Annotated in this window: 16 protein-coding genes; 15 read left to right on the plus strand and 1 reads right to left on the minus strand. The window is 63.8% G+C overall.

Translation table 11 applies throughout. From position 1 onward, the window contains the following. Positions 1–28: 28 nt before the first annotated feature. The 4 genes from truB to HD883_RS00435 all read left to right on the plus strand — a co-directional run bounded on the left by truB (position 29) and on the right by HD883_RS00435 (position 7,432). Positions 29–988 (plus strand): tRNA pseudouridine(55) synthase TruB, encoded by a 960-nt coding sequence (gene truB / locus HD883_RS00420; protein ID WP_179588357.1) that lies wholly within the window; start codon positions 29–31, stop codon positions 986–988. After that, on the plus strand, positions 985–2,805 hold the full coding sequence (gene typA, locus HD883_RS00425) for a translational GTPase TypA (protein ID WP_179588356.1): 1,821 nt from the start codon (positions 985–987) through the stop codon (positions 2,803–2,805). Before truB ends, typA begins: the two co-directional genes overlap by 4 nt. Before the next feature lie 571 nt (positions 2,806–3,376). Continuing rightward, positions 3,377–5,602, plus strand: coding sequence for a phosphocholine-specific phospholipase C (locus HD883_RS00430; RefSeq protein WP_179588355.1), 2,226 nt, complete (start codon positions 3,377–3,379; stop codon positions 5,600–5,602). Between the two features lie 117 nt (positions 5,603–5,719). Continuing rightward, entirely contained in the window at positions 5,720–7,432 is a 1,713-nt protein-coding gene (locus HD883_RS00435) for a methyl-accepting chemotaxis protein (protein ID WP_179588354.1), read from the plus strand. Between the two features lie 78 nt (positions 7,433–7,510). On the opposite strand, the gene HD883_RS00440 is transcribed toward HD883_RS00435, so the two are convergent. Next, positions 7,511–8,005: a GNAT family N-acetyltransferase gene (locus tag HD883_RS00440; RefSeq protein ID WP_179588353.1), complete on the minus strand. Its 495-nt coding sequence runs from the start codon at positions 8,003–8,005 to the stop codon at positions 7,511–7,513. Between the two features lie 162 nt (positions 8,006–8,167). Here HD883_RS00440 and HD883_RS00445 point away from each other — a divergent pair, with 162 nt between their 5' ends. The 11 genes from HD883_RS00445 (at position 8,168) to HD883_RS00495 (ending at position 23,837) form a co-directional block, all read left to right on the plus strand. After that, positions 8,168–10,408: a TonB-dependent receptor gene (locus tag HD883_RS00445; RefSeq protein WP_179588352.1), complete on the plus strand. Its 2,241-nt coding sequence runs from the start codon at positions 8,168–8,170 to the stop codon at positions 10,406–10,408. A gap of 175 nt (positions 10,409–10,583) precedes the next feature. Next, the gene (locus HD883_RS00450; protein ID WP_179588351.1) at positions 10,584–12,824 is read left to right on the plus strand and encodes a TonB-dependent receptor; all 2,241 of its coding nucleotides are present in this window, start codon (positions 10,584–10,586) and stop codon (positions 12,822–12,824) included. A 12-nt stretch (positions 12,825–12,836) separates the two neighbouring features. After that, positions 12,837–14,123, plus strand: a complete 1,287-nt coding sequence (locus HD883_RS00455; RefSeq protein WP_179588350.1) for a PepSY-associated TM helix domain-containing protein — start codon at positions 12,837–12,839, stop codon at positions 14,121–14,123. Positions 14,124–14,412: 289 nt separating this feature from the next. Beyond that, positions 14,413–15,609 carry a urate hydroxylase PuuD gene (locus tag HD883_RS00460; protein WP_179588349.1) on the plus strand — a complete coding sequence of 399 codons (1,197 nt, stop codon included), beginning with the start codon at positions 14,413–14,415 and terminating at the stop codon, positions 15,607–15,609. A gap of 133 nt (positions 15,610–15,742) precedes the next feature. Next, positions 15,743–16,939: an enoyl-ACP reductase FabV gene (gene fabV / locus HD883_RS00465; RefSeq protein WP_179588348.1), complete on the plus strand. Its 1,197-nt coding sequence runs from the start codon at positions 15,743–15,745 to the stop codon at positions 16,937–16,939. A 479-nt stretch (positions 16,940–17,418) separates the two neighbouring features. After that, complete coding sequence (locus HD883_RS00470; RefSeq protein WP_373563287.1) at positions 17,419–18,546, plus strand: LuxE/PaaK family acyltransferase; 1,128 nt, start codon at positions 17,419–17,421, stop codon at positions 18,544–18,546. Positions 18,547–18,677: 131 nt separating this feature from the next. Further along, positions 18,678–20,084, plus strand: a complete 1,407-nt coding sequence (locus HD883_RS00475) for an acyl-CoA reductase (protein WP_257021933.1) — start codon at positions 18,678–18,680, stop codon at positions 20,082–20,084. Further along, complete coding sequence (locus tag HD883_RS00480; protein WP_306455908.1) at positions 20,065–21,024, plus strand: ABC transporter ATP-binding protein; 960 nt, start codon at positions 20,065–20,067, stop codon at positions 21,022–21,024. The genes HD883_RS00475 and HD883_RS00480 overlap by 20 nt, the downstream gene beginning before the upstream one ends. A gap of 23 nt (positions 21,025–21,047) precedes the next feature. Beyond that, positions 21,048–21,848, plus strand: a complete 801-nt coding sequence (locus HD883_RS00485; RefSeq protein WP_373563288.1) for an ABC transporter permease — start codon at positions 21,048–21,050, stop codon at positions 21,846–21,848. Between the two features lie 104 nt (positions 21,849–21,952). After that, positions 21,953–22,999 carry an ABC transporter substrate-binding protein gene (locus HD883_RS00490; RefSeq protein ID WP_179588344.1) on the plus strand — a complete coding sequence of 349 codons (1,047 nt, stop codon included), beginning with the start codon at positions 21,953–21,955 and terminating at the stop codon, positions 22,997–22,999. Between the two features lie 70 nt (positions 23,000–23,069). Next, positions 23,070–23,837, plus strand: coding sequence for an SDR family oxidoreductase (locus HD883_RS00495; RefSeq protein WP_179588343.1), 768 nt, complete (start codon positions 23,070–23,072; stop codon positions 23,835–23,837). Positions 23,838–23,972 lie beyond the last annotated feature (135 nt).

The following is a 23,972-nucleotide window of genomic DNA, read 5'->3' on the forward strand; positions in this document are numbered from 1 at the left end:
CTGCGTCCATTTTTTCTCGACGATTCCGATGGCTTCCCGACGCGGGTGTGCGCTCGACGGTGTGTTGTTGCTGGACAAGCCAGAAGGCCTGTCGAGCAACCACGCATTGCAGCGGGCAAGGCGCATCCTGGATGCGCGCAAGGCGGGGCATACGGGAACACTTGACCCGTTCGCCACTGGATTGATGGTCCTGTGTTTCGGCGAGGCCACCAAGTTTTCCGCCGACATGTTCCATGCCGACAAGACCTACGTGGCCGATGTGGTGCTGCGGGAAGAGACCGACACGGGCGACCGGACCGGTCTGCCGGTGACCTACGACGGCCAGGTGGTCGACGCCCCGGTGGACGAGGAAAAGATCCGCGCCGTCCTGTCACGCTTCGTCGGTAGCATCGATCAGTTGCCGCCGATGTATTCGGCGCTCAAGCGCGATGGCAAGCCGCTGTACGAATACGCGCGGCAGGGCATCGAGCTGGAACGCGAGACGCGGCGCATCACCATTTTTTCGATTGAATTGCTGTCTTGCACCGAATCCGGTTTTTCGATGGAAGTCAGTTGCAGCAAGGGCACCTATATCCGCACATTGGCGCAGGATATCGGTCGCATGCTGGGATGCGGCGCGCATCTTGGCGCGCTGCGCAGGACCCGCACGGCGGGTTTCGACATCGGCCAGGCAGTCACGCTGGAAGGTCTTGAAGCCTTGGACGTGGCGGCGACGGCGCTGATGCCCATCGAAGCCCTGCTCGCGCCCCTGCCGGTGGTCACCATCGATCAGGCCAGGGCAGCGAAGTTCATGCAGGGCCAAAAACTACAGATCGAGACAGAAGGGCAGACGGCAGGCGACGCTACGGCGATCACCGGGCCGGATGCGGAAACGATTTTGACAAGGGCGCGTGTGCACGGCCCTGACAGCAAATTTCTGGGAACGGCACGCTGCATAGGCGGTTGGCTGCAGCCCGACAGATTGATTTCTTTCAAGGAAACGACATGACACGCGCACTGCGCAACGTAGCGATCATCGCTCACGTCGACCACGGCAAGACCACGCTGGTGGACCAGCTGCTTCGCCAATCCGGCACCTTCCGCGAGAACCAGCAGATGGGCGAGCGGATCATGGACTCGAACGATCTCGAAAAAGAACGCGGGATCACGATTCTGGCCAAGAACTGTGCCGTGGAATACGAAGGCACGCACATCAATATCGTCGACACCCCGGGACACGCCGACTTCGGCGGTGAAGTCGAGCGCGTGATGTCGATGGTTGACGGCGTGCTGCTGCTGGTGGACGCCGTTGAAGGCCCGATGCCGCAAACGCGTTTCGTGACGCGCAAGGCGCTGGCCCTGGGCCTGAAGCCTATCGTCGTGATCAACAAGGTCGACCGCCCGGGTGCGCGTGCCGACTGGGTGATCAACCAGACGTTCGACCTGTTCGACAAGCTGGGCGCGACCGAAGAACAGCTCGACTTCCCGATCATCTATGCATCGGGCCTGAACGGCTATGCCGGTCTGACCGAAGATGTGCGCTCGGGCGACATGAAGCCGCTGTTCGAAACGATCCTGAGCAAGGTGCCGGTGCGTGACGACGACCTCGACGGTCCGTTGCAGCTGCAGATCATCTCGCTGGAATACTCGACCTACGTCGGCAAGATCGGCGTGGGCCGTATCTCGCGCGGCAAGGTCAAGGCCCTGCAAGACGTGGTCGTCAAGTTCGGTCCGGACAGCGCGCCCATCAAGGGCCGCATCAACCAGGTGCTGAAGTTCCGTGGCCTGGAACGCGAGATCGTCGAAGAAGCGCAAGCGGGCGACATCGTGCTGATCAACGGTATCGAAGAACTGGGCATCGGCTGCACCGTGTGCGCACCCGACGTGCAGGACGCGCTGCCCATGCTGAAGGTTGACGAGCCGACGCTGACGATGAACTTCTGCGTCAACACGTCGCCGCTGGCTGGCCGTGAAGGCAAGTTCGTTACCAGCCGCCAGCTGCGTGAACGTCTGGACCGCGAACTCAAGGCCAACGTGGCCCTGCGTGTGCGTGACACCGGCGACGATACGATTTTTGAAGTGTCGGGCCGCGGCGAACTGCACCTGACGATTCTGCTGGAAAACATGCGCCGTGAAGGCTACGAGCTGGCCGTGTCGCGCCCGCGCGTGGTGTTCAAGGAAATCGACGGCGTGAAGCACGAGCCGTTCGAACTGCTGACCATCGATCTGGAAGACGCCCATCAGGGCGGCGTGATGGAAGAGCTGGGCCGCCGCAAGGGCGAACTGCTCGACATGGCGTCCGACGGCAAGGGCCGCACGCGTCTGGAATACCGCGTGCCGGCACGGGGCCTGATCGGCTTCCAGGGCGAATTCATGACGCTGACGCGCGGTACTGGCCTGGCCAGCCACGTGTTCGACGAATACGCACCGGTCCGCGAAGGCGGCGTGGGCGATCGTCACAACGGCGTGCTGATCAGCCAGGACGACGGCGATGCCGTGGCCTACGCACTGTGGAAGCTGCAGGATCGCGGCCGCATGTTCGTGAAGCCGGGTGATGCGCTGTACGAAGGCATGATCATCGGCATCCACAGCCGCGACAACGACCTGGTCGTGAACCCGATCAAGGGCAAGCAGCTGACCAACGTGCGCGCGTCGGGTACCGACGAAGCCGTGCGCCTGGTGCCGACGATCCAGATGTCGCTCGAATACGCAGTGGAATTCATTGCGGACGACGAGCTGGTGGAAATCACGCCAAAGAACATCCGTCTGCGCAAGCGCCACCTGAAGGAACATGATCGCAAGCGCGCCAGCCGCGAATCGAACTGATCCTTGGGTTGTCGGGTAGAAAAGAAAGAGGCTTCGGCCTCTTTTTTTTCGTCTGTTTGCGGCGTCCCGGCGGCGCAAGGGCCGGGCGTCCGTCATGTACGGTTGGTGATGCAGCGTGCTTTCATGCTCGACGGTAAGACGGTGTTCAGGACCCCGTCAGTGAACCGTCATCGCTCATTAATGAGCATGTTCATTTTTATGCAACAGTGGATGTCTACGCTGCGAGCCTTGTTGTTCACACAACACGACACGACCCGTCCCGGAGACCGCACTTCATGTCCACGCCTTGCCTTGTCCCTTCCACGCCGTCCCGCCCGCCGGCCGACGCCTTCAAGCGCGCGCTGATGGCGCTGGTACTTCCGCTATGCCTTACCCTGTCTGCCTGTGGTGGGGACGATGATTCAGGATCGAACGGCGGCACGCCCGCAACCAGCCCGGCGCCGCAGATGAAATGCGCGCCCTGATCGGCCAGGGGACGCTCCCCGGCCGCCGCACTCAGGCTGTGCGCTTCGACTGACTGACTACCCGTTCACCCGCGCGCCCCGTGCGCTGCCCAGACCCAAAGACACCCATGACCGAATCGCTTTCACGCCGCCGCTTCCTGCGCAACACCGCCACCGCCGCAGGCGCGACCATGGCGTTCTCGATGTTTCCGCCGTCCATCCGCAAGGCCCTGGCCATTGCTGCGAACAACCGCACCGGCACGATCCAGGACGTCGAGCACATCGTTATCTTCATGCAGGAAAACCGGTCGTTCGACCACTACTTCGGCACGATGCAAGGCGTGCGCGGCTTTGCCGATCGTTTCCCGATCCCGGTAGCCGACTCGCCCGACTTCAGCAACAAGACCGTCTGGTACCAACGTTATGAAACGGCCGCCACCGGCGCGCCGCGCGTGCTGGCGCCGCAGCACAACGACACCACGCAGAACTTTGCGTTGATCCGCACGGCCGGCACGCCGCACTTGTTCCCCGACGCGCAAGACGCCTGGGACGACGGCAAGATGACCAACTGGCCCGACTACAAGCGCCCCGCGTCGATGGTGTACTACAAGGAAGCGGACATTCCGTTCCAGTTCGCGTTGGCCAACGCGTTTACGGTGGGCGACGCGAACCACTCGTCATTCAGTGGCGGCACCAACCCGAACCGCTGCTTTCTGTACACCGGCACCAACCACGGCAAGGACGACCCGACCAAGCCCGGCGTCTATAACGGCCCGGCCGTGGACAACTCGTACAACACGCTCAAGAACGGCACGATCGGCGCCGGCTATACCTGGATGACGTATGCCGAACGCCTGGAAGACGCAGGGGTGAGCTGGCAGGTCTATCAGAACAACGAAAAAGAGTTCTATGCCTTGAACTCGCTGTTCGGCTTCAAGACCTTCCGCGAGGCCAATGCGGCCAGCACGCCCACCGTGTCGCCCACCCGCACGCCGCGTCAGCAGGCCCTGTACGAAAAGGGCATCAAGACGCGCGACCTGGACCTGCTCAAGGCGGATGTGATCGCCGGCAAGCTGCCGAAGGTGAGCTGGGTCTGCGCAACTTCGTCCGGTTCGGAACACCCCAGCGCGTCGAGCCCGGCGCAAGGCGCGGCCTATACCGCGCAAGTGCTGGACGCGCTGACCGCCAATCCGGAGGTGTGGAGCAAGACGGTGTTGATCCTGAACTTCGACGAGAACGACGGCCTGTTCGATCACATGCCGCCGCCCGCGCCGCCGTCCTATCTGCAATACGACGCCAGCCCGGCGATCGCCCGATTGGCCGGCGCCACCACCGTGGACGCCAGCGATGAATACCTGGGCGAAGACATCGGCGGCATCAAAGCCGTTGAGAACTACAAGCATCGTCCGTATGGCCTCGGCCCGCGCGTGCCGCTGTATGTGATCTCGCCGTGGAGCAAGGGCGGCTGGGTCAACTCGCAGGTGTTCGACCAGACATCGACCATCCGTTTTGTCGAAGCGCGCTTTGGCGTGAAGGAACCCAACATCAGCCCGTGGCGCCGTGCCGTGGTGGGCGACCTGACGTCCTGCTTCAACTTCGTCAACCCGAATGACGACGATGTGGTCAAGACCTTCCCGGAAACCGCCACCCGCGATGCCGCCAGCCGCGCGCTTGGCAAGACCACGACACCGGCTCCGTCGGCCCAGGTGGTGCTGCCCGTGCAGGCGACCGGCACCCGCAAGTCGCGCGCCTTGCCGTACGAGCTGCACACCAGCAGCGTCGCTGCCGTGGGGGCAGGCAAGGTCGATCTGATCTTTGCCAACAGCGGCGCAGCCGCCGCCGTCTTTCACGTGTATGACCGCAAGCATCTGGACGCCGCGCCCCGCCGCTACACGGTCGAAGCCGCTAAGCAGTTGACCGGGTCGTGGGATGTGGCCGCCGACAAGGGCGCCTACGATCTGTGGGTGCTGGGACCGAACGGTTTCCATCGCCACTTCACGGGCACTGTGGCCGCGTCCGGCGCCAATCCGGAAGTGCAGGTCTGCTACGCGCCAGCCGAGAATCAGGTCTGGGTCAAGGTGCACAACACCGGGACGGCCGCAGCTAGCGTGTCGATCAAGTCCAACGCGTACCGCACCGATGGTCCGTGGACGCTGTCGGTTGCGCCGCAGGGCGAGGGCGTGCAGAGCTGGACGCTGGCGGACAGCGGCGGCTGGTACGACTTTACCGTGACGGTGCCGGGCGTGGCGGGCTACAGCCGCCGCTTTGCAGGCCGCCTGGAAACCGGCAAGGACTCCGTGTCTGACCCGGCCATGGGCGGCACCGCGATCGGGGAGCAGGTGAAAGTGGCGTGATGATTCGCGCTACAGATCTTTGACGCGCTGCCGATAACCCCCGTACATGAATACGTAATAGCACGAACATCCACCGCCGCCCTGGCGGGGATGTTCATGCAGGCAACAGGGGATGGCATGAGCGCAGTACTGCACGATTCGGGAATTTCCATGGCCGCGGAGCCGCGGGCGGCCAAGGCGCCACGCACGGGTGGATCCACCCTGCGCACCAAGCTTTTTGCCATGGTCGCACTGGCCGTGGTGTTGTTGGTGGGCGTGCAGGCATGGTCCATCTACAGCGAACGCGAATTGATGGTCGCCACCAAGCGGACCGAAATCACGTCCGTGGCCCAATCGGCCTGGGGCGTCGTTAATCACTTCTACCAGCAGCAACAAGCCGGCAAGCTGTCGCAGGAAGCGGCCCAGGCCGCTGCCATCGAATCGCTGATGGGCATGCGCTACGGCGGCGTCGACGGCCGGTCCGAATACATTTTCGTCACGGCATCAAGCGGCATCATCGTCATGAACGGCGGCAACCCGTCGTTTGCCGGCTCCAATTCCATTACCCGCAGCGGCGACAAGCGCGATCCGACAGCCGTCATGGCGGAACGGATGGCGGCCATGCGCGCCGGTGGCGGCACCAGCTTCATCAACATCCAGTTCGTGCGCCCGGGCGGCACCGAACCGTCGCCCAAGCTGAACATCTACAAGCTGCATGAACCGTGGGGCTGGGCCATCGGCACCGGCGTCTTCATGGACGACCTGCAGGAAATGGTGCGTGAACGCATCATCCACGGCGCCATCCTGGCCGTGATCCTGACCCTGATCCTGCTGGCCGGCGGCTGGGTGATTTCGCGCAAGGTGCTGTCGCAGATCGGCGGCGAGCCGAGCGACGTGATTGCCGTCATGAACCGCGCCGCGCATGGCGACCTGTCGCAACCGCTGCCGGACTCGACGCCGGGCAGCGTGCTGCATGGCTTTTCGACCATGTCGGGTTCGGTCCGTGGCCTGATCTCCAAGGTGCGTGACGAAGCCGTCGAAATGAAGCGGGACTCGCAGCGTATTGCCGAGTCGGTCGCGCAAGTGACGGCCGCGTCGTCGGCACAAAGCGACGCCACGTCGTCGATGGCCGCTGCCGTGGAAGAGCTGACCGTATCGGTCGCGCACATTTCCGACGCTGCCACCGAAACGCAGCGCAATTCCGAAGGCGTGGCGCAAAAGTGCCGCGACGGCGAAGTGCAGGTGACGGGTGCTGCCGATGGCATGAAGCGCATCGCCACCGCCGTGGGCGAAGCCTCGGAAAAGATCCGTGGCCTGGAAGCGCGCGCGCTGCAGATCAATTCGATTGCTGCGTCGATCAAGGAAATCGCGGGCCAGACCAATCTGCTGGCGTTGAACGCCGCGATCGAGGCGGCCCGTGCAGGCGAGCAGGGCCGTGGCTTCAGTGTCGTGGCCGACGAAGTGCGCAAGCTGGCCGAGCGGACCTCGTCCGCCACGGTGGAAATCGAAGAGATGGTCAGCGCCGTGCAGCGCGAGACGTCGGAATCGACCGAAACCATGGAGCACATCCTGCCGATGGTGACGGAAGGCACGCAACTGGCCGATCAGGTAGCCGTGTCGCTGCGCGAAATCCGCTTGAGCGCCGATGCGTCGCTGGAACGGGTGCGCGAAGTGGCCAATGCCACCAAGGAACAGTCGGCGGCCAGCACGTCGATCGCGCAGCAGGTGGAAAGCATTGCGCAGATGGTGGAAGAGACGACCGCTGCGATGGGTGAGACGGCCCGGTCGGCGCAGGAAATGCGCGACATGGCGGAACGCCTGGATCGCCTGGTGGGTACGTTTAAGGTGTGATTGCGTTGAACGGATGACGAAAAAGCCGACTCGGTTGAGTCGGCTTTTTTTCGTCTTGCCGGGGTGATCGACGTTGGGTCAGTCCTTCTTTGCCAGCGACGTCAGCGCATCACCCGTCATGCGCACGATGCGCCATTCCGGCATCACCACCGCGCCCATCGCCTCGTAGAAATCGATGGCCGGCTGGTTCCAGTCCAGCACGCTCCACTCGAAACGGGCGCAGCCGCGTTCCACGGCCAGCGCCGCTAGCCGCGTCAGCATCGCCTTGCCCAGCCCCTTCCCGCGATGATCGGGGTGCACGTACAGGTCTTCCAGATACAGCCCTTTGCGCCCAAGGAAGGTCGAGTAGTTGTGGAAGAAGAGGGCGTAACCGATCACGGCGCCATCAACTTCGGCCGCCAGGCATTCCGCCGCCGGGTGGGGGCCGAACAGCGCGTCGTGCAGCAGTTCGTCCGTCGCGATGAACAGATGCGTGAGCTTTTCGTACTCGGCCAGGCCGCGCATCAGGTCGGTGATGGGGCCGACATCGGCAGGGGTGGCGGTGCGGACGAGCTGGGCGGGGAGGGCGGACATGGTGCTGGGGACGAGTGGGGGGAGGGGTCAGATTCTAGCTGACGCCTGGCGTTGCACCATGGCAATGTCCCTGGGATACGCCGCGTACGTAAAAGTATGACAGGCATTCCCTCTTTCGGTAACAATACGCGTTCTCATTTCCATTCGTCCCGGAACGCGTTCATGCCCGCTCGCCACTTTGTTTTCCGCCCTCACGTGATCGCGACCTTGCTCGCCTTGCAAACGCTGAGCGCCCACGCGCAGTCGCCTGCGTCATCCGCCGCCCCAACCTCTGTGCAGCCGCCGGCAGAAGCGACCACGCTGTCTACCGTGAACGTCAACGCCAGCGCCGACGCGTCCGCCGAGGGCGTTCCCGACGCCTACGCGGGCGGACAGGTTGCGCGCGGCGGCCGCGTCGGCATCCTCGGCAACCTCGACACTATGAGCACGCCCTTCACCAGCACCAGCTACACCAGCGAACTGATCCAGGACCAGCAGGCACAAAGCGTGGCTGACGTTCTGCTCAACGATCCGTCGGTGCGCAGCGCACGCGGCTTCGGCAATTTCCAGGAACTGTATGTCGTGCGCGGCTTCCCGGTGTATTCCGACGACATCTCGTACAACGGCCTGTACGGCATGCTGCCCCGCCAATACATCGCGTCGGAATTCTTTGAACGCGTCGAAGTGCTGCGCGGCGCGAACACCTTCCTGAACGGCGCGGCCCCGGCGGGCAGCGGCATCGGTGGCGCCATTAACCTGCTGCCCAAACGCGCGCCCAACGAACCGCTCAACCGCGTCGGCTTTGGCTTGCAGACCGGCGGGCAAAAGTCGGTCAACTTCGACGTTGCCCGGCGCTTTGGTCCGGACGACAGCGTTGGCCTGCGCCTGATCGGCGCGCGCCGCGACGGTGGCACGGGGGTGGATCGCGAAGAACGCGAAGTGTCTGCCCTCGGTATTGGCCTGGACTGGCGCGGCTCGCGGGCGCGTCTGTCAGCTGACGTGGGCTACCAGAACAGCAGCCTGAACGCAGGCCGGCCGAGCGTCACGCCGCTGGCAGGCGCACCGATCCCGCGCGCGCCGAATGCCTCGTCCAACTTCGCACAGCCATGGACGGTCGCCAAGGAACGCGACACCTTCGCGACCTTGCGTGGGGAATACGACATTACGGACCAGGTGACGGCCTGGGCGGCGGGGGGCGTGCGGCGCGGCAGCGAATTCAATTCGCTGGCGAATCCGACGATCACCAATGCGGCAGGGGACACCACTGCCACCCGCTTCGACAACGCCCGCGAAGATCGGATCAGCACCGGCGAGATCGGCTTGCGCGCGAAGGTGCGCACGGGCAGTGTGGGGCACACCATTGTCGCGTCGGCTACGACGTACAACTCGCGGTCGGCCAATGCGTTTGTTCGCGGCACGGGCACGACGCTGAGCAACATCTATTCGCCGACTGACCGCGTGGCGACCGCGCTGGGCGCGCAGTCCAACGACATGACCAATCCGTCGTTGACCAACAAGGTCGAAACCAGCAGCTTCGCGTTGGCGGATACGCTTTCCTTCTATGACGACCGCGTCCTGCTGACCCTTGGCTTGCGGCGCCAGACCCTGGAGCAGACCAGCTACGCCTACAACACGCTTGCGCCGGCACCGACTTCCGACACGACCAAGACGACACCGGTGGCCGGCATCGTCTTCAAGGCCACGGACTGGATGTCGGTGTATGGCAACTACATCGAGGGCCTGGTGCGCGGGCCGATCGCCCCGGCCACGACCGGCGGGCTGGCCGTCGCCAACGTGGGCGCCATCCTGTCGCCGTACGTCGCGAAGCAGAAAGAAGCCGGCCTGAAATTCGACTCCGGCCGTATGGGCGGCAGCGTTGCGGTGTTCGAAACGACCCAACCGATCACGGGCTTTGAGCGTATTGCCGGCAGCACCGCCGTCAACTTCGGCCCCTACGGCGAACAGCGCAACCGTGGCCTGGAATTCTCGGTATATGGCGAGCCGGTCCGTGGCGTGCGCGTGCTGGGCGGCTTGACCCTGCTCGATGCAGAACAATCCAAGACGCAAAACGGCGCGACAGACGGCAAGGACGCGGTCGGCGTTCCCGAACGCCAACTGAACCTCGGCGCCGAATGGGACATCCCAGGCATCCGCAACCTGGCCGTCAACGCCCGCGCCGTCTACACGTCCAAGCAGTTCGCCAACGCCGCCAACACACAAACCGTGCCCTCATGGACCCGCTTCGACTTGGGCGCACGCTACCTGATCGACATCGGCAACAACCGGACGCTGACCCTGCGGGCGCGCATCGACAACCTGTTCGACCGCAACTACTGGGCATCGGCAGGGGGCTCGCCAGGATCGAACTATCTGGTGGTGGGCGCGCCGCGTACGTTCTACGTGACGGGCACGATCGACTTCTGAGATTGCTTGGGGCGTGTGTGCGGATCGGCAGAGGCACGCCGACTGCCGCGCGCTAGCCATGGAGTTCCGCGTAAGCCTTTCGATTTAGGCGTTTCACCTACGCGACAGCACTTACTTGCGGACGCCTTTTCAGCAACAATAACGGTTCTCATTTTCGTTCCCTGTGGACCGTGTCATGCCCCAACGCCGCTTTGCCTACCGCCCGCACGTGCTGGCTACCCTGCTTGCGCTGCACGCCATGGGCGCGTACGCCCAGACCACAGGCGGCTCATCGGCCGACCCGGCGGCCCCCGCCGCGCCTGCCACGACACTGTCCACAGTCAACGTCAACGCCAGCGCGGACGCGTCGGCAGAAGGCCTGCCCGAAGCCTACGCAGGCGGCCAGGTCGCCCGGGGCGGCCGCGTCGGCATCCTGGGCAACCAGGACTACATGGCCACGCCGTTCTCCAGCACCAACTACACCAGCGAACTGATCCAGGACCAGCAGGCGCAAAGCGTAGCCGACGTATTGCTCAACGATCCGTCGGTGCGCACCGCACGCGGTTTCGGCAATTTCCAGGAGCTGTACGTCGTGCGCGGCTTTCCGGTCTATTCCGATGACGTCGCCTACAACGGCCTGTACGGCATGCTGCCGCGCCAGTACATCTCGTCCGAATTCTTTGAACGCGTCGAAGTCTTCCGGGGTGCGAATACCTTCCTGAACGGCGCAGCCCCCGGCGGATCCGGCATCGGCGGCGCCATCAACCTGCTGCCCAAACGTGCACCGAACGAGCCCCTGAACCGCGTCGGCTTCGGCATCCAGACGGGCGGCCAGAAATCCCTGCAATTCGATCTGGCGCGCCGTTTCGGCCCCGACGACAGCCTGGGTATCCGCCTGTACGGCACCCGCCGCGACGGCGGCACCGGTGTCCGCGGTGAAGACCGCGAACTGTCCGCCATGGGCGTGGGCCTCGACTGGCGCAGCAGCCGGGCGCGTCTGTCGGCCGACGTGGGCTACCAGAACAACGACCTGCGCAATGGCCGCCCCAGCGTCACGCCGGGCGCCAACCTGCCGATCCCGCGTGCGCCCGATGCGTCGTCCAACTTCGCGCAACCCTGGACCTACTCCAAGGAACGCAACCTGTTCGCCACCGTGCGCGGCGAATACGACATCACCGACAACGTCACGGCGTGGGCCGCCGGCGGTGTCCGTCGCGGCAGCGAATCCAACTCGCTTGCCAACCCCACCGTCACCAACGCGGCCGGCGACACCACGGCCTACCGCTTCGACAACCACCGCGAAGACCGCATCAGCACCGGCGAAATCGGCCTGCGCGCCAAGCTGCGCACCGGCAGCGTCGGCCATACGCTCGTCGCATCGGTCGCCACCTACAACGGCCGCGAACGCAATGCCTATGCGTTCTCGGACTTTGGCGGCTTTGCCAGCAACCTGTACTCCCCGATCAACGTCGCCGCCCCGGTCGCCAATGCGTTGGTGGGCGGATCGCTGACCGATCCAGTGCAAACCAACAAGGTCGAGACCCGCAGTTTTGCGATCGCCGACACGCTGTCGTTCTTCGATGACCGCGCCTTGCTGACCATCGGCGCCCGCCGCCAGACGATCGAGCAGAACGCCTACAACGTCAACACTGGATTCCAGGAAAGCAGCTACGACAAATCCAAGACGTCGCCGGTCGCTGGCATCGTCTTCAAGCTCACACCAGCCACATCCTTGTACGGCAACTACATTGAAGGCCTGGTCCGCGGCGACGTCGCACCAACCACCACTCCCGGTGGCCTGGTGGTGACCAACGGCGGGCAGATCTTCTCGCCCTACAAGTCCAAGCAGAAAGAAATCGGCGTCAAATACGATGGCGGGCGCATCGGCGGCAATTTGGCGTTCTTCCAGACCGACAAACCCATTACCGCGTTCGAGCGCACCGGCGCGTTCGCCGTGTACGGCCCGTATGGCGAACAACGCAACCGCGGGCTCGAACTATCCGTATTCGGCCAACCGGTCCGGGGCGTGCGCGTCCTGGGCGGCCTGACCCTGCTCGACGCCGAACAAACCAAAACGCAAGACGGCATCACCAACGGCAAAGACGCCATTGGCGTTGCCAAACGCCAATTCAATCTGGGCGCCGAATGGGACATCCCGGGTGTGAACAACCTGGCCGTCAACGCCCGCATGGTATATACGTCCAAACAGTATGCCGACGCAGCCAATACCCAAAGCGTCCCGTCATGGACCCGCTTCGATCTGGGCGCCCGGTATCTGATGGATATCGGCAACAACCGCACGCTGACCATGCGCGCCCGCGTCGACAACCTGTTTGACAAGAATTACTGGGCTTCCGTCGGCGGCTATCCCGGTTCGGGCTATCTGGTATTGGGCGCCCCGCGCACCTTCATGCTGACCGGCACCATCGACTTCTAAGGAAACACACGCATGCGCAGGGCCTTGACCCTTATTCATCGATGGGCGGGCCTGACGGTTGCGCTATTCCTCATCGTCGCCGGGCTGACCGGTGCGATTACCTCGTGGGACCACGAACTCGACGAGTGGTTGAACGAGGATTTATATAAAACCGAAAGCCGCGGCGAATTCCGGGACCCCCTGGAACTCGCCGCTGCGATCGAAGCCGCCGACCCCCGCGCCCGCGTCACCTACGTCGCCCTGAACTTCGAAGAAGGCCACAACGCCGGCTATTTCGTCGAACCCCGCATCGACCCCGCCACGGGCGCCCCCTACGCGCTTGGCTACAACGCCGTCTTCGTCGACCCCGTCACCGCCAACATCGCCGGCCGCCGCGACACCACCGCCGTGTCCCTCACCCGCGAAAACCTGATGCCCTTCCTGCGGACCGTGCACTACAGCCTGCACATCCCCAGCATGTGGGGCACCGACCGCATCGGCTACTGGATCATGGGCACCGTTGCATTGATCTGGCTGATCGACAGCTTTGTCGGTTTCTACCTGACCACGCCCCGCAAACTGCGGTTGCCTTCGATCCCCCACCGACGTGACCCCGCGACCTGGTGGCAAAGATGGAAACCCGCGTGGATGGTGCGGTGGAGGGCAGGGGGCTACAAGCTCAACTTCGACCTGCACCGCGCGGGCGGCCTGTGGGTGTGGGGCATCATCATCGTCGTGGCCTTCACCTCATTTTCGTTGAATCTGTACCGCGAGGTGTTTTATCCGGTGCTGTCTTTGGTTTCCAAGACCACGCCGGGGCCGTATGAGACGCGCACCATGGCGCCGCTAGGGACCTTCATTGAACCCAAACTGAGTTTTGCGCAAGTCGTGCCGATCGCGGCATTTGCTGCGAAAGAACGCGGCTTCGCCACACCGCCGGGTGGCGTGTATTACGAAGGGCGGTATGGGTTCTATAACGTGTCGTTCTTCAATCCCGGCGGGGATCATGACCAGGGCGGGATGGGCCTGTCGAATCTTTATCTGGATGCGAACACCGGCGCGGTGCTGAGCGAGAACCAGCCGTGGAAGGGGACGGTGGCGGATGTGTTCGTGCAGTTGCAGTTCCCGCTCCATTCCGGCCGGATTCTGGGAATGCCCGGGCGGATCATGATGTCGCTGATGGGGTTGCTGGTGGCGATGTTGTCGGTGACGGGGATTGTGATCTGGGCGAAGAAGCGGCGGGCGAGGCTGCTTCAGGAACGCCGGGAGAAAGCCATTTCAACGGGTCGACCTCAAACTGCAAGGCCTAGGACCGCCTGATTCCACCGCGCCGGGGCGCTGTCCGAATGCAGCCAAGCCGGCACGTCTGGACCGTCGCTTTGCCCAATGGTCCTGCGTCGGCCTGCCACAACGTTACCGGATGGCTGTGGTGTTGCGGGTTGACACGCAGCGGCACCCGCGCGAATATCGGTCCAGATGACGCAGTGCACCAGTTTGCCGGTGCCGCGCATGTTTGTTCCCGGTCGCCGCGGCGCTTCAACCTTCGGCGCGACCTATCCAGCTCACAGCGCCCGCAGTGGTGAGCGATTGACTCTCAGACAGGATCGGCATGGAAGCCTATGTTCTTGACTGGGCCAATCTTCTGCTGCGCTGGCTCCACATCATTGTGGCCATCGCCTGGATAGGCTCTTCCTTCTACTTCGTCTGGCTGGACAACAGCCTCCTCAAGCCGCAAAACCCTGCGCTCCTTAACAAAGGCGTGTCGGGTGAGCTGTGGGCCGTCCACGGTGGCGGTTTCTACAATCCCCAGAAATACATGGTGGCGCCCAAGCAGTTGCCCGAGCACCTGCACTGGTTCTACTGGGAAAGCTACTTCACGTGGATGTCGGGTTTTGCGCTCTTTATCGCGCTGTACCTGTTCAACGCGCAGACCTATCTGATCGACAAGAACGTGTTCGACTGGAGCCCGGCGGCTGCAGTCAGCGCGGCGCTGGCGATGCTGGTGGTGGGCTGGGTGGTGTATCACCTGATCTGTACGATGGCCGGGACGGAAGAAGGGTCGGACCTGAAGGTGGGTATCGCGGTCAGCATCTTTATCGTGCTGGCGTCGTGGGTGGCCTGTCAGTTGTTTTCGGGCCGCGCGGCGTTTCTGCTGACGGGCGCAATGATCGCGACGATCATGAGCGCGAACGTGCTGATGGTGATCATTCCGGGGCAGCGCAAGGTGGTGGCGGCGATGCGGGCGGGGCAGCCGGTCGATCCGATCTATGGCAAGTTGGGCAAGCAGCGCAGCGTTCACAACACGTATTTCACGCTGCCGGTGATTTTCGCGATGCTGTCGAATCACTACAGCATGGTGTATTCCGCCAAACATAACTGGGTCGTGCTGGTTGTGCTGATGCTGTCGGGCGCGCTGATTCGCCAGTATTTTGTGCTGCGGCACAAGGGTGTGAATCAGATCGGTTATCCGATTGCGGGTGTGGCGCTGATTGTCGCGATCGCGGTGTGGATTGCACCGGCATCGGTAACGGCGCCGGCGCCGGCCAAGACGGCATTCACGGAAGCCGATACGGCGCAGGTGCAGCAGATTGTGGCGCAGCGCTGCGCGATGTGTCATAACGCGGTGGTGCAGAACAAGGGTATCCAGCTGGATACGCCAGCCACGCTGACGTCGCATGCCCAGGCTGTCTACCAGCAGGCGGTGGTGCAGAAGACGATGCCGATGGCGAATGCGACCGGCATGACGGATGAGGAACGGGCGCTGCTGGGCCGGTGGTTCCTGGCCGGGGCGCCTGCGCCGAAGTAGTCAACACACTTATCCATCGCGCCTTCCCAGGCGCAAATCGAGGGCGGCTTCCGGGCCGCCCTCGTCATTTACAATGCCCGGCATGTCTCGCCACCACGGCGAGCCCGGCATTCCAGATAAAAAGGGCCTCCCCATGATCATCAAACCGCGCGTGCGTGGATTCATCTGCGTGACTACCCATCCGGTTGGCTGCGAAGCCAACGTCAAGGAACAGATCGATTACGTGACCGCTCAGGGTCCGATCGCCAATGGGCCGAAGCGCGTGCTGGTGATTGGCGGGTCGACGGGGTATGGCCTGGCTGCTCGCATTTCTGCCGCGTTCGGGTCTGACGCCGCAACCCTGAGCGTGTTCTTTGAACGCGCGGGTACCGAATCGAAGCCGGCCACGGCGGGCTGGTACAACACGGCCGCCTTCGAAAAGTTTGCGACGGCCAAGGGCCTGTACGCACGGGGCATCAATGGCGACGCGTTTTCGGACGCCGTAAAGCAGCGCACGATAGCCGTGATCAAGGAAGACCTGGGTCAAGTGGACCTGGTCGTGTACAGCCTGGCGTCGCCGCGCCGCACGCATCCCAAGACGGGTGAGGTCTTCAATTCGACGCTCAAGCCGGTCGGCAAGTCGATTACCGTGCGCGGTATCGATACCGACAAGGAAGTGGTCAAGGACGTGACGCTGGAACCTGCCAGCGAGAAGGAAATCGCCGACACGGTCGCCGTGATGGGTGGCGAGGACTGGCAGATGTGGATCGACGCGCTGCAGGAAGCGGGCGTGCTGGCCGAAGGCGCGAAGACGACGGCGTTCACTTACCTGGGCGAGAAGGTCACGCACGACATCTACTGGAATGGTTCGATCGGCGCCGCCAAGAAGGACCTGGACCAGAAGGTGTTGAGCATTCGCGAAAAACTGGCTGCGACGGGTGGCGACGCGCGTGTGTCGGTGTTGAAGGCGGTTGTGACGCAGGCAAGCTCGGCCATTCCGGTCATGCCGCTGTACCTGTCGTTGCTGTTCAAGGTGATGAAGGCCAAGGGCACGCACGAAGGGTGTATCGAGCAGGTCTACGGTCTGTACAAGGAAAGCCTGTACGGCAACGCGCCGCATGTGGATGACGAAGGGCGTTTGCGCGCGGATTACAAGGAACTGGATCCGGCAGTGCAGGAAGAAGTACAGAAGCTGTGGGATGAGGTCACGACCGAGACCATTTATAGCCAGACGGATTTTGCGGGCTACAAGAAGGACTTTCTGCGGCTGTTCGGCTTCGAGATTGAGGGTGTGGATTACAACGCCGACGTGAATCCCGACGTGCAGATTCCGAACGTCGTGCAGGTCTAAGCGCAGCGGCTTGAAGGTCAGGCCGGCGGCCGGCTGTTCCCGCGCGGAGCATGCTGTCGCAGTGACAGCACGGCGGCAGCCGCGGGGCGACCAGAGCGTGCACATTGCTTCGCCGAGTGACGGCGATGCGATCACCGCGCGCTGTCATCACCAGGTCATAGACGCTCCGACGTAAAAAGACGCCGCCTCGGGGCAGGGGTATACTGCCTGCTGCTCCGGGGTGTGTCCGCGCAGTTGTTAGCGGACGCTGAGATGACCATACCGAACCCGCGAACTTGACTCGGTTCATACCGACGTAAGAAGAGCTGTCTGCCGAACCGCGGCCCCCGGGCCGCACCCTGCACGACTTCCCCGATCTTGGTGTGACGGGACGTCGGGCCAAGCAGGATCGGCAGCGAATGGCGAGTGTCTGCCACGCTTTCGGAGCAAGGTTCCGGTTTCGACCGGCCAAGAACGCCAAGGCTCCGACGAGGCACCCTGTGACACACGCCGACCCCGCCGCACCGGGCATTGCGCCCGACCTGCTTGCGGATCTCCTCGCATTCATAGCTACGCCGCAGGCTGCTGCCAAGGCCGACACTGACGCCGACGCCGCCTTCAACGCGCTGGCGCTGCGTCTGTTCGCCCATCAGTTCCAGCACAACGCCGCGTTCCGCCGTTATTGCCAGCAGCAGGGCAAGACCGCGCGCACCGTGCGCCATTGGCGCGACATTCCGGCAGTGCCGATCAATGCCTTCAAGGATCTGACGCTGAGCTGCGTGCCGCCCGATCAATGCGAACGGGTGTTCATGACCAGCGGCACGACGCGCGGCGATGTGAAGGGCCGTCATTACCATCCGCACCTGCAGGTGTACGACCTGTCGATGCGCCGGCACTTTGCCGAGCGCGTGATGCGAGGCGTGCCGCGCATGCGGATGGGCATTGTCTTTCCAACCGAAGCGATGATGCCGAATTCGTCGCTCGCGCATTATCTTGCGCTGGCCAAGACGCATTTCGGAACGGACGACAGCGCCTACTTTGTCGGGCCTGACGGGCTGGATGCCGACGCGTTGCGCGATACCTTGCTGGACGTGGTGCAGAAGGGCGAGCCGTATGCCTTGCTGGGCGCCAGCTACAGCCTGGTGCATGCCATGGATGCGCTGCGTGAGCAGGGCGTCAGCGTGAAGCTGCCGCCGGGCAGCCGGTTGTTTGATACGGGTGGCTTCAAGGGCCAGTCGCGCGAATTGGCAATGGATGATTTCTACAACCAGTTGACCGAGATGTTCGGCGTGCCGGCCGAGTGGTGCATCAACATGTACGGCATGACGGAACTGAGCACGCAGTTCTATGACGATGGCAATGCCACGTTGCCGGCGATCAAGTCCGGGCCGCATTGGATTCGATCCCGCACGGTGGACCCGATGACGGGGCAGGATGTCCCGAAGGGCGAGCGGGGCGTGCTGACGCATTGCGACCTGGCCAACTTCAATTCGGTCACGACCATCCTGACCGAAGATGTTGGGATTACCGTAGACGGCGGGTTCCTGCTGCTGGGCCGGGCGGAAGGTGCGCAGGCGAAGGGGTGTTCGATGGCGGTGGATGCGTTTTTGCAGGCGGCGCGGGCATGAACAGGAAGGGGCTTGGCGACGCGGCAAGCCAACCGGCACCCCGTGCTTGTCGATCCGCATCGAATCCGCCCACGACGCGATTACCTTTAATCGCTGTTGCCTGCCACGTTCCCGGTCTTGCTGCGGACGCCATGGCTTGGGAGACCTTGTCCTTCGACGCGCACGGCGAGCGGGTCAACCTTTCCGTGCCGCGCCTGACGCCGGAGCAACTCACAGCCGTGGCGGACCGTGTGGCCCTGTCGTCGCAACACGTGATGACGACCCTGCCGGTGATGGATGTGGTGGATGCTATCGACCGCGCCGTTGCACGCTTGCTCGACGTTAATAACGCCGATCGCCAATTGCTTGAACACCTGCTGCCCGTCATCACCGGCTTTGACCGCGAGATGGTTCGATCGGGTCTGAACGCCGCGCTGAAGTCATTCCGCCGTCCGCAGTTGCTGCGCTTTCTGGTCGAAGACTTTGGCGATCCCGGTCTGCTGGATGACTTTCGGCCACGCGTCAAAGGCGGTTGGACGAAAGCCTGCGGCCCGCGCTTGTTGGGGCACGTGTGGGCAGGCAATGTGCCGGCCTTGCCCCTCTGGAGCATGGTGGCTGGCCTGCTCGTCAAGGGCGGCAACGTAGGCAAGGTATCGAGTGACGAGCCGCTATTCGCCGGTGTTTTTGCACGTGTGCTGGCCGAGGTGGAGCCGCGTCTGGCCGATGCCCTGGCCGTGCTGTGGTGGCCCGGCAGTGATGCTGCGATGGCGCAGGCGCTGTGTAGCAAAGTCGATGTGCTGATGGTCTACGGCGGTGATTCGGCATTGGCTGCGTGGCAGCAGCATGTGCCGCCTGGCGTGCGCTTCCTGCCGCACGGGCACAAGATCAGCGCGGGGTTGGTGGCGGCTTCGGCGCTGGATGCGCGGCAGTCGCAGGCGACCGCGCGGCTGGCTGCGCTCGACATGGTGCGGTGGGATCAGCAGGGCTGCTATTCGCCGCAGGTGTTTTATGTCGAACGCGGTGCGCAGGTGGCGCCGCGTGCCTTTGCCCATCTGGTGGCGGGGGAACTGGCGGCGCAGCAGTATCGGTATGGCCGCCGCGGGCTGTCCTTGGAAGAAACAGCCGGCATGGCGGCGTGGCGGCAGCGGCTGGATTTCCAGGCCATGCAGGATGACCGCGTGTCGTTGATCGGTCCGGCCGACGCGCCCTGGAGCCTGGCCTTCCTCGACCTGCCGCAACCCCCGCCGCCCAGCGCGTTGAACCGCAGTGCCTGCGTTGTCGCGGTCGATAGACTGGACGACGTGGCTGCATTGCTGGCGCACCATCGCGCGCATTTGCAGACCGTGGGCGTGGCGGCCAGCCCGGAACGGCTGTTCCGGCTGGCGCCGCAACTGGCCGCGGCCGGTGCAACACGCATCTGCGGCTTGGGGGCCATGGCGACGCCCGACGTGGGCTGGCATCACGACGGGCGGTTCAGCCTGCTGGATCTGGTGCGCATGGTCGACATCGAAGCGTCGGCGGAAACGCTTGCCGAAGCACATGCCTCGTACCGCGATTGATGCGATGACACGCGATACGCACAGCGACAGCAGGGACGTTTCCGGAGGCGCGACTGCCGGGCATGCCGCGCCGCTGACAGCCAACAGGGGGCAGCGTCCCTTGGTCGACGCGCGGGATGACGCTGGCCGGGAAGCCGACCCTGACAACGCGTCGCGACCCGGTGCCGACGCTTTCCTGAGCATGAACGACGTGCGCTTCACGTACGCCGGGTCTTTGCATCCTGTGGTCGAGCACATCGATATGGCGTTGCCGGCCGGCGCGATCCATTGCCTGCTGGGCCGCAGCGGCTGCGGCAAGTCGACGCTGCTGAAGCTTGCGGCTGGCTTGCTGCGCCCCGACGTCGGGACGATTACGGTTGGCGGCGAACCGGTACGCGAGCCGGATCAAGCGACCGGTTTTGTCTTCCAGTCCCCGACACTGCTCGCGTGGCTGGACGTGCTCGACAACGTGCTGTTGCCAGTGTCCCTGCATCGCAAGCCGGGCGCCCAGGACATCGCCGAGGCGAAGACCTTGCTCGGGCAACTGGGCCTGGCCGACCTGTTGCATCGGTTCCCCCATCAACTGTCCGGCGGGCAGCAGAGCCGCGTGGCGATCGCACGCGCCTTGCTGCCGAAACCGCGCCTGTTGCTGATGGACGAGCCGTTCGCCGCCCTTGACGCACTGACGCGCGAAGCCTTGCAGGATGCCTTGCTGGCGGTGTGCGCATCGCAGGGGGTGTCGGTGCTGTTTGTGACGCATGACATTGCCGAAGCGGTGTACCTGGGTGACCGCGTGATGGTGGTGGAGCAGGGCAGCCTGCGCTGCGATATCCCGGTCACGGTGGGCCGGCCGCGAACGTCTGGCGTGCGGCATCGTGCCGACTTCAATGCCGTCTGCATGCAGCTGCGGGAAGTGATGGAAGCAGGTGAGCGTGCGGCCGGAATCGGGATGATCGGATGACCGGACAATCGAAGCGAAACGGGGTGACACTGGAAACGAAAAATACCGCCACATGGGCGCGGTCCCCCGGCCTGTGGTCGGCCGCATTGTTGCTTGCCGCGCTGCTGCTATGGCAAGGCGCAGTCACTGTCTTTGACTGGTCGCAACTCGTCCTGCCATCGCCCGGCGTCGTTGCCGCGTCGCTGTACCGCGGCTTTACCTCGGGCTACTTCTGGCCGCATATCTGGCAGACCACGGTCGAAGTGCTGCTGGGCCTGGCGCTTGGCGGCGCGATCGGTTTTGCTTGCGGACTCGCGCTGGGCGAATCGGCTTTCGTGCGCCGCGTGGTCATGCCTTATGTGGTCGCCAGCCAGGTCATGCCCAAGCTGGCGCTGGCGCCGCTGCTGACGGTGTGGCTAGGCTTTGGCACCTTGCCCATGGTCGTGATCACGGCGATGGTGTGCTTTTTCCCGTTGCTGGAAAGCACGCTGACCGGCATCGGCCAAGCCGATCCCGCCCGGCTGGAACTGTTTCGCATGCTGGGCGCGTCGCGGTGGAAGACGCTGTGGCGGCTCAAGGTGCCGACCGGGCTGCCTGGCATTCTGGCCGGGCTGCGCATGGCCGTGGTGCTGGCGCTGGTAGGCGCGGTGGTGGGCGAGTTCATTGGCGGCAGCGTGGGGCTGGGCGCCCTGATCATTGCTGCCCAAGGATCGATGGATACGCCGTTGATGTTCGCCGTGCTGGCGTTGATCACGGTGCAAGGATTGGTGCTGTATCACGGCGTGGTCGGGCTGCAGCAGTTTCTGCTGCGCCGCTACGTCGCCCCGTCCGCGTCGGAGAACTGAACGGGGGAACCGGGCGAAGCTGGACCGAATCCAGATACGCCGAACCCAGGTAAATCGAACTCAGGTGATCCGAATTCGGGCACCTGACTTAAGGAAGTGGAACCATGAGAAGAACATTCCTGCGCCGCACAGGCGCCCTGGCGGCGGCTGCTGCATTGACGTCGGCCGTGGGTGCGCTGACGCTGACGCTATGGCCAACGGCGGCCGTGCACGCGCAGGCCGCGCCCGCCAAGCCCACCGCACCCCAGCCTTTCACGCTGGCCGGGTGGAGCAAGCCCATTACCGAGATCACGCACCTGCTGGTCGAAGAAGAGAAGGGCTTTTTCCGCAGCGAAGGGTTGGCGCTGAACTACCTGCCGGGCGCGGGCGGTGGGGATGCCTTGCGCAATCTGCTCAGCGGTCAGGCAGACATCGCCTTTACCGATCCGGGTTCGTTTTTCGCAGCCCTGGACAAGGGCGAGAAGCTGCGCGCCGTGTACGACATCTACCCGCAAAACGTGTTCAACGTCGTGTCTTTGCCGACCAGCAATATCCGCAAGCCGGCGGACCTGAAGGGCAAACGTGTGGGGGTCTACAGCTTGTCCAGCGGCACGCTGCAGAACCTGCAGATTTTGCTGCAGCAGGCAGGATTGAAGAAGGACGACGTGACGGTGGTCGTGACCGGCCTGCTGAATTTCGCGCCGTTGATCCAGGGGCAGGTTGACGCTACCGCCGCCACCGATACCGGCCTGGCCTTGGCGCGCCGCCGTGGCGTGCGCGACCCGCAGGTGATTGAAGTCGGTGACTACCTGAATTATTCCAGCGACATTCTGGTGGTGCGCGAGTCGACCTACCAGCAGAACAAGGACGTACTGCGCCGCTTTCTGGCCGGCTATCGCCGCAGTGCGCAATGGATGATCGATCAGCCGGCCGAAGCCGCGCAATTGGCCGTGAAGCGAGCGATCGACGGGCAGGATCCGGCACTGAACCGCGAGATCATTGATATCCGCAACCGTTCCGCAGTGTCGCCGCTGACCAAGGAACGCGGGCTGGGCACCCTGGATGAGAAGAGCCTGCAGGCAGCCGCCGACGCGTATCGCAAGTTGGGGCTGATCGAGCGCGACATTCGTATTAGCGATGTGATCGGCACCGACCTGTTGCCGACGCGGTGAGCGAAGCCGAGGACGACGCGCCAAAGCACGTGCAAGCACCGCAATCCGTTTCTTACCTAAAGGCCCGCTGATGGACTTCAAGAACAAGGTCGTACTGGTGACTGGCGCAAGCCGCGGCATTGGCGCGGCCATTGCCACAGCCTTTGCGAAAGAGGGGGCCGTTGTTGCCGTCAACTATCTGCAGAACGATGCGGCGGCGGGTGCGACGGTGGACCGGTGTATTGCCGCGGGCGGCGACGCGTGGGCTGTCAAGGCAGACGTGACCGATGCCCAGGCCGTGCAGACCATGGTGGACGAGGTGCTGCTGGAAGCTGGCAAGATAGATGTCGTCGTCAACAATGCGTTCCGGCCGTATCGCTTCGATCCGGACACGCGTCGGCGCTTTGCGGAACTGGATTGGACGGCGTATCGCGACCAGTTCGACGGTGCCGTGCAGGGCGCCTGCAACGTGTGCCTGGCTGTGCTGCCGCACATGCGCGAGCGGGCAAGCGGCAGCATCATCAACATCAGCAGTGACCTGGTCGAACAACCGGTAGTGCCGTATCACGACTACGCCACGGCCAAGGCCGCGTTGACGGGCTTCAGCCGGCATCTGGCCGCCGACCTGGGGCCGTCGAATATTCGCGTGAACTGCGTGGCGCCAGGCCTGGTGTGGCCAACGCATGCCAGTGCCGGCACGCGGGAATCGATACGCGAACAGATCGCAAGCCAGACGCCATTGCGGCGCATTGCGACGCCCGAAGACGTGACCGGCCCGGTGTTGTTCCTGGCATCCGACTGGAGCCGTTTCATGACAGGCCAGGTGCTGTTCGTGGACGGCGGGCTGGTCATGCGCTAGGCGCGCGCAGCCACAAGCAACGACGCCTCAAACAACGACGCCTAAAGCAACGACACCCCAAACAACGACACCGCAAACGACGACGCCCACCGCGGCATACCACCGGGCGGGCGTCTGGAAAACGGGTACTGCCAA

The sequence above is a fragment of the Pigmentiphaga litoralis genome (assembly GCF_013408655.1).
Classification (GTDB): domain Bacteria; phylum Pseudomonadota; class Gammaproteobacteria; order Burkholderiales; family Burkholderiaceae_B; genus Pigmentiphaga; species Pigmentiphaga litoralis_A.

What these genes read in the sequence shown, in the direction of transcription:
- HD883_RS00460 (WP_179588349.1), top strand. Translation starts at nt 14,413, where the DNA reads ATGGAAGCCTATGTTCTTGACTGGGCCAATCTTCTGCTGCGCTGGCTC.
- HD883_RS00435 (WP_179588354.1), top strand. Translation starts at nt 5,720, where the DNA reads ATGAGCGCAGTACTGCACGATTCGGGAATTTCCATGGCCGCGGAGCCG.
- HD883_RS00440 (WP_179588353.1), bottom strand. Translation starts at nt 8,005, where the DNA reads ATGTCCGCCCTCCCCGCCCAGCTCGTCCGCACCGCCACCCCTGCCGAT.
- HD883_RS00475 (WP_257021933.1), top strand. Translation starts at nt 18,678, where the DNA reads ATGGCTTGGGAGACCTTGTCCTTCGACGCGCACGGCGAGCGGGTCAAC.
- HD883_RS00450 (WP_179588351.1), top strand. Translation starts at nt 10,584, where the DNA reads ATGCCCCAACGCCGCTTTGCCTACCGCCCGCACGTGCTGGCTACCCTG.
- HD883_RS00455 (WP_179588350.1), top strand. Translation starts at nt 12,837, where the DNA reads ATGCGCAGGGCCTTGACCCTTATTCATCGATGGGCGGGCCTGACGGTT.
- HD883_RS00495 (WP_179588343.1), top strand. Translation starts at nt 23,070, where the DNA reads ATGGACTTCAAGAACAAGGTCGTACTGGTGACTGGCGCAAGCCGCGGC.
- HD883_RS00480 (WP_306455908.1), top strand. Translation starts at nt 20,065, where the DNA reads ATGCCTCGTACCGCGATTGATGCGATGACACGCGATACGCACAGCGAC.
- typA (WP_179588356.1), top strand. Translation starts at nt 985, where the DNA reads ATGACACGCGCACTGCGCAACGTAGCGATCATCGCTCACGTCGACCAC.
- HD883_RS00445 (WP_179588352.1), top strand. Translation starts at nt 8,168, where the DNA reads ATGCCCGCTCGCCACTTTGTTTTCCGCCCTCACGTGATCGCGACCTTG.
- truB (WP_179588357.1), top strand. Translation starts at nt 29, where the DNA reads ATGGCTTCCCGACGCGGGTGTGCGCTCGACGGTGTGTTGTTGCTGGAC.
- HD883_RS00490 (WP_179588344.1), top strand. Translation starts at nt 21,953, where the DNA reads ATGAGAAGAACATTCCTGCGCCGCACAGGCGCCCTGGCGGCGGCTGCT.
- HD883_RS00430 (WP_179588355.1), top strand. Translation starts at nt 3,377, where the DNA reads ATGACCGAATCGCTTTCACGCCGCCGCTTCCTGCGCAACACCGCCACC.
- fabV (WP_179588348.1), top strand. Translation starts at nt 15,743, where the DNA reads ATGATCATCAAACCGCGCGTGCGTGGATTCATCTGCGTGACTACCCAT.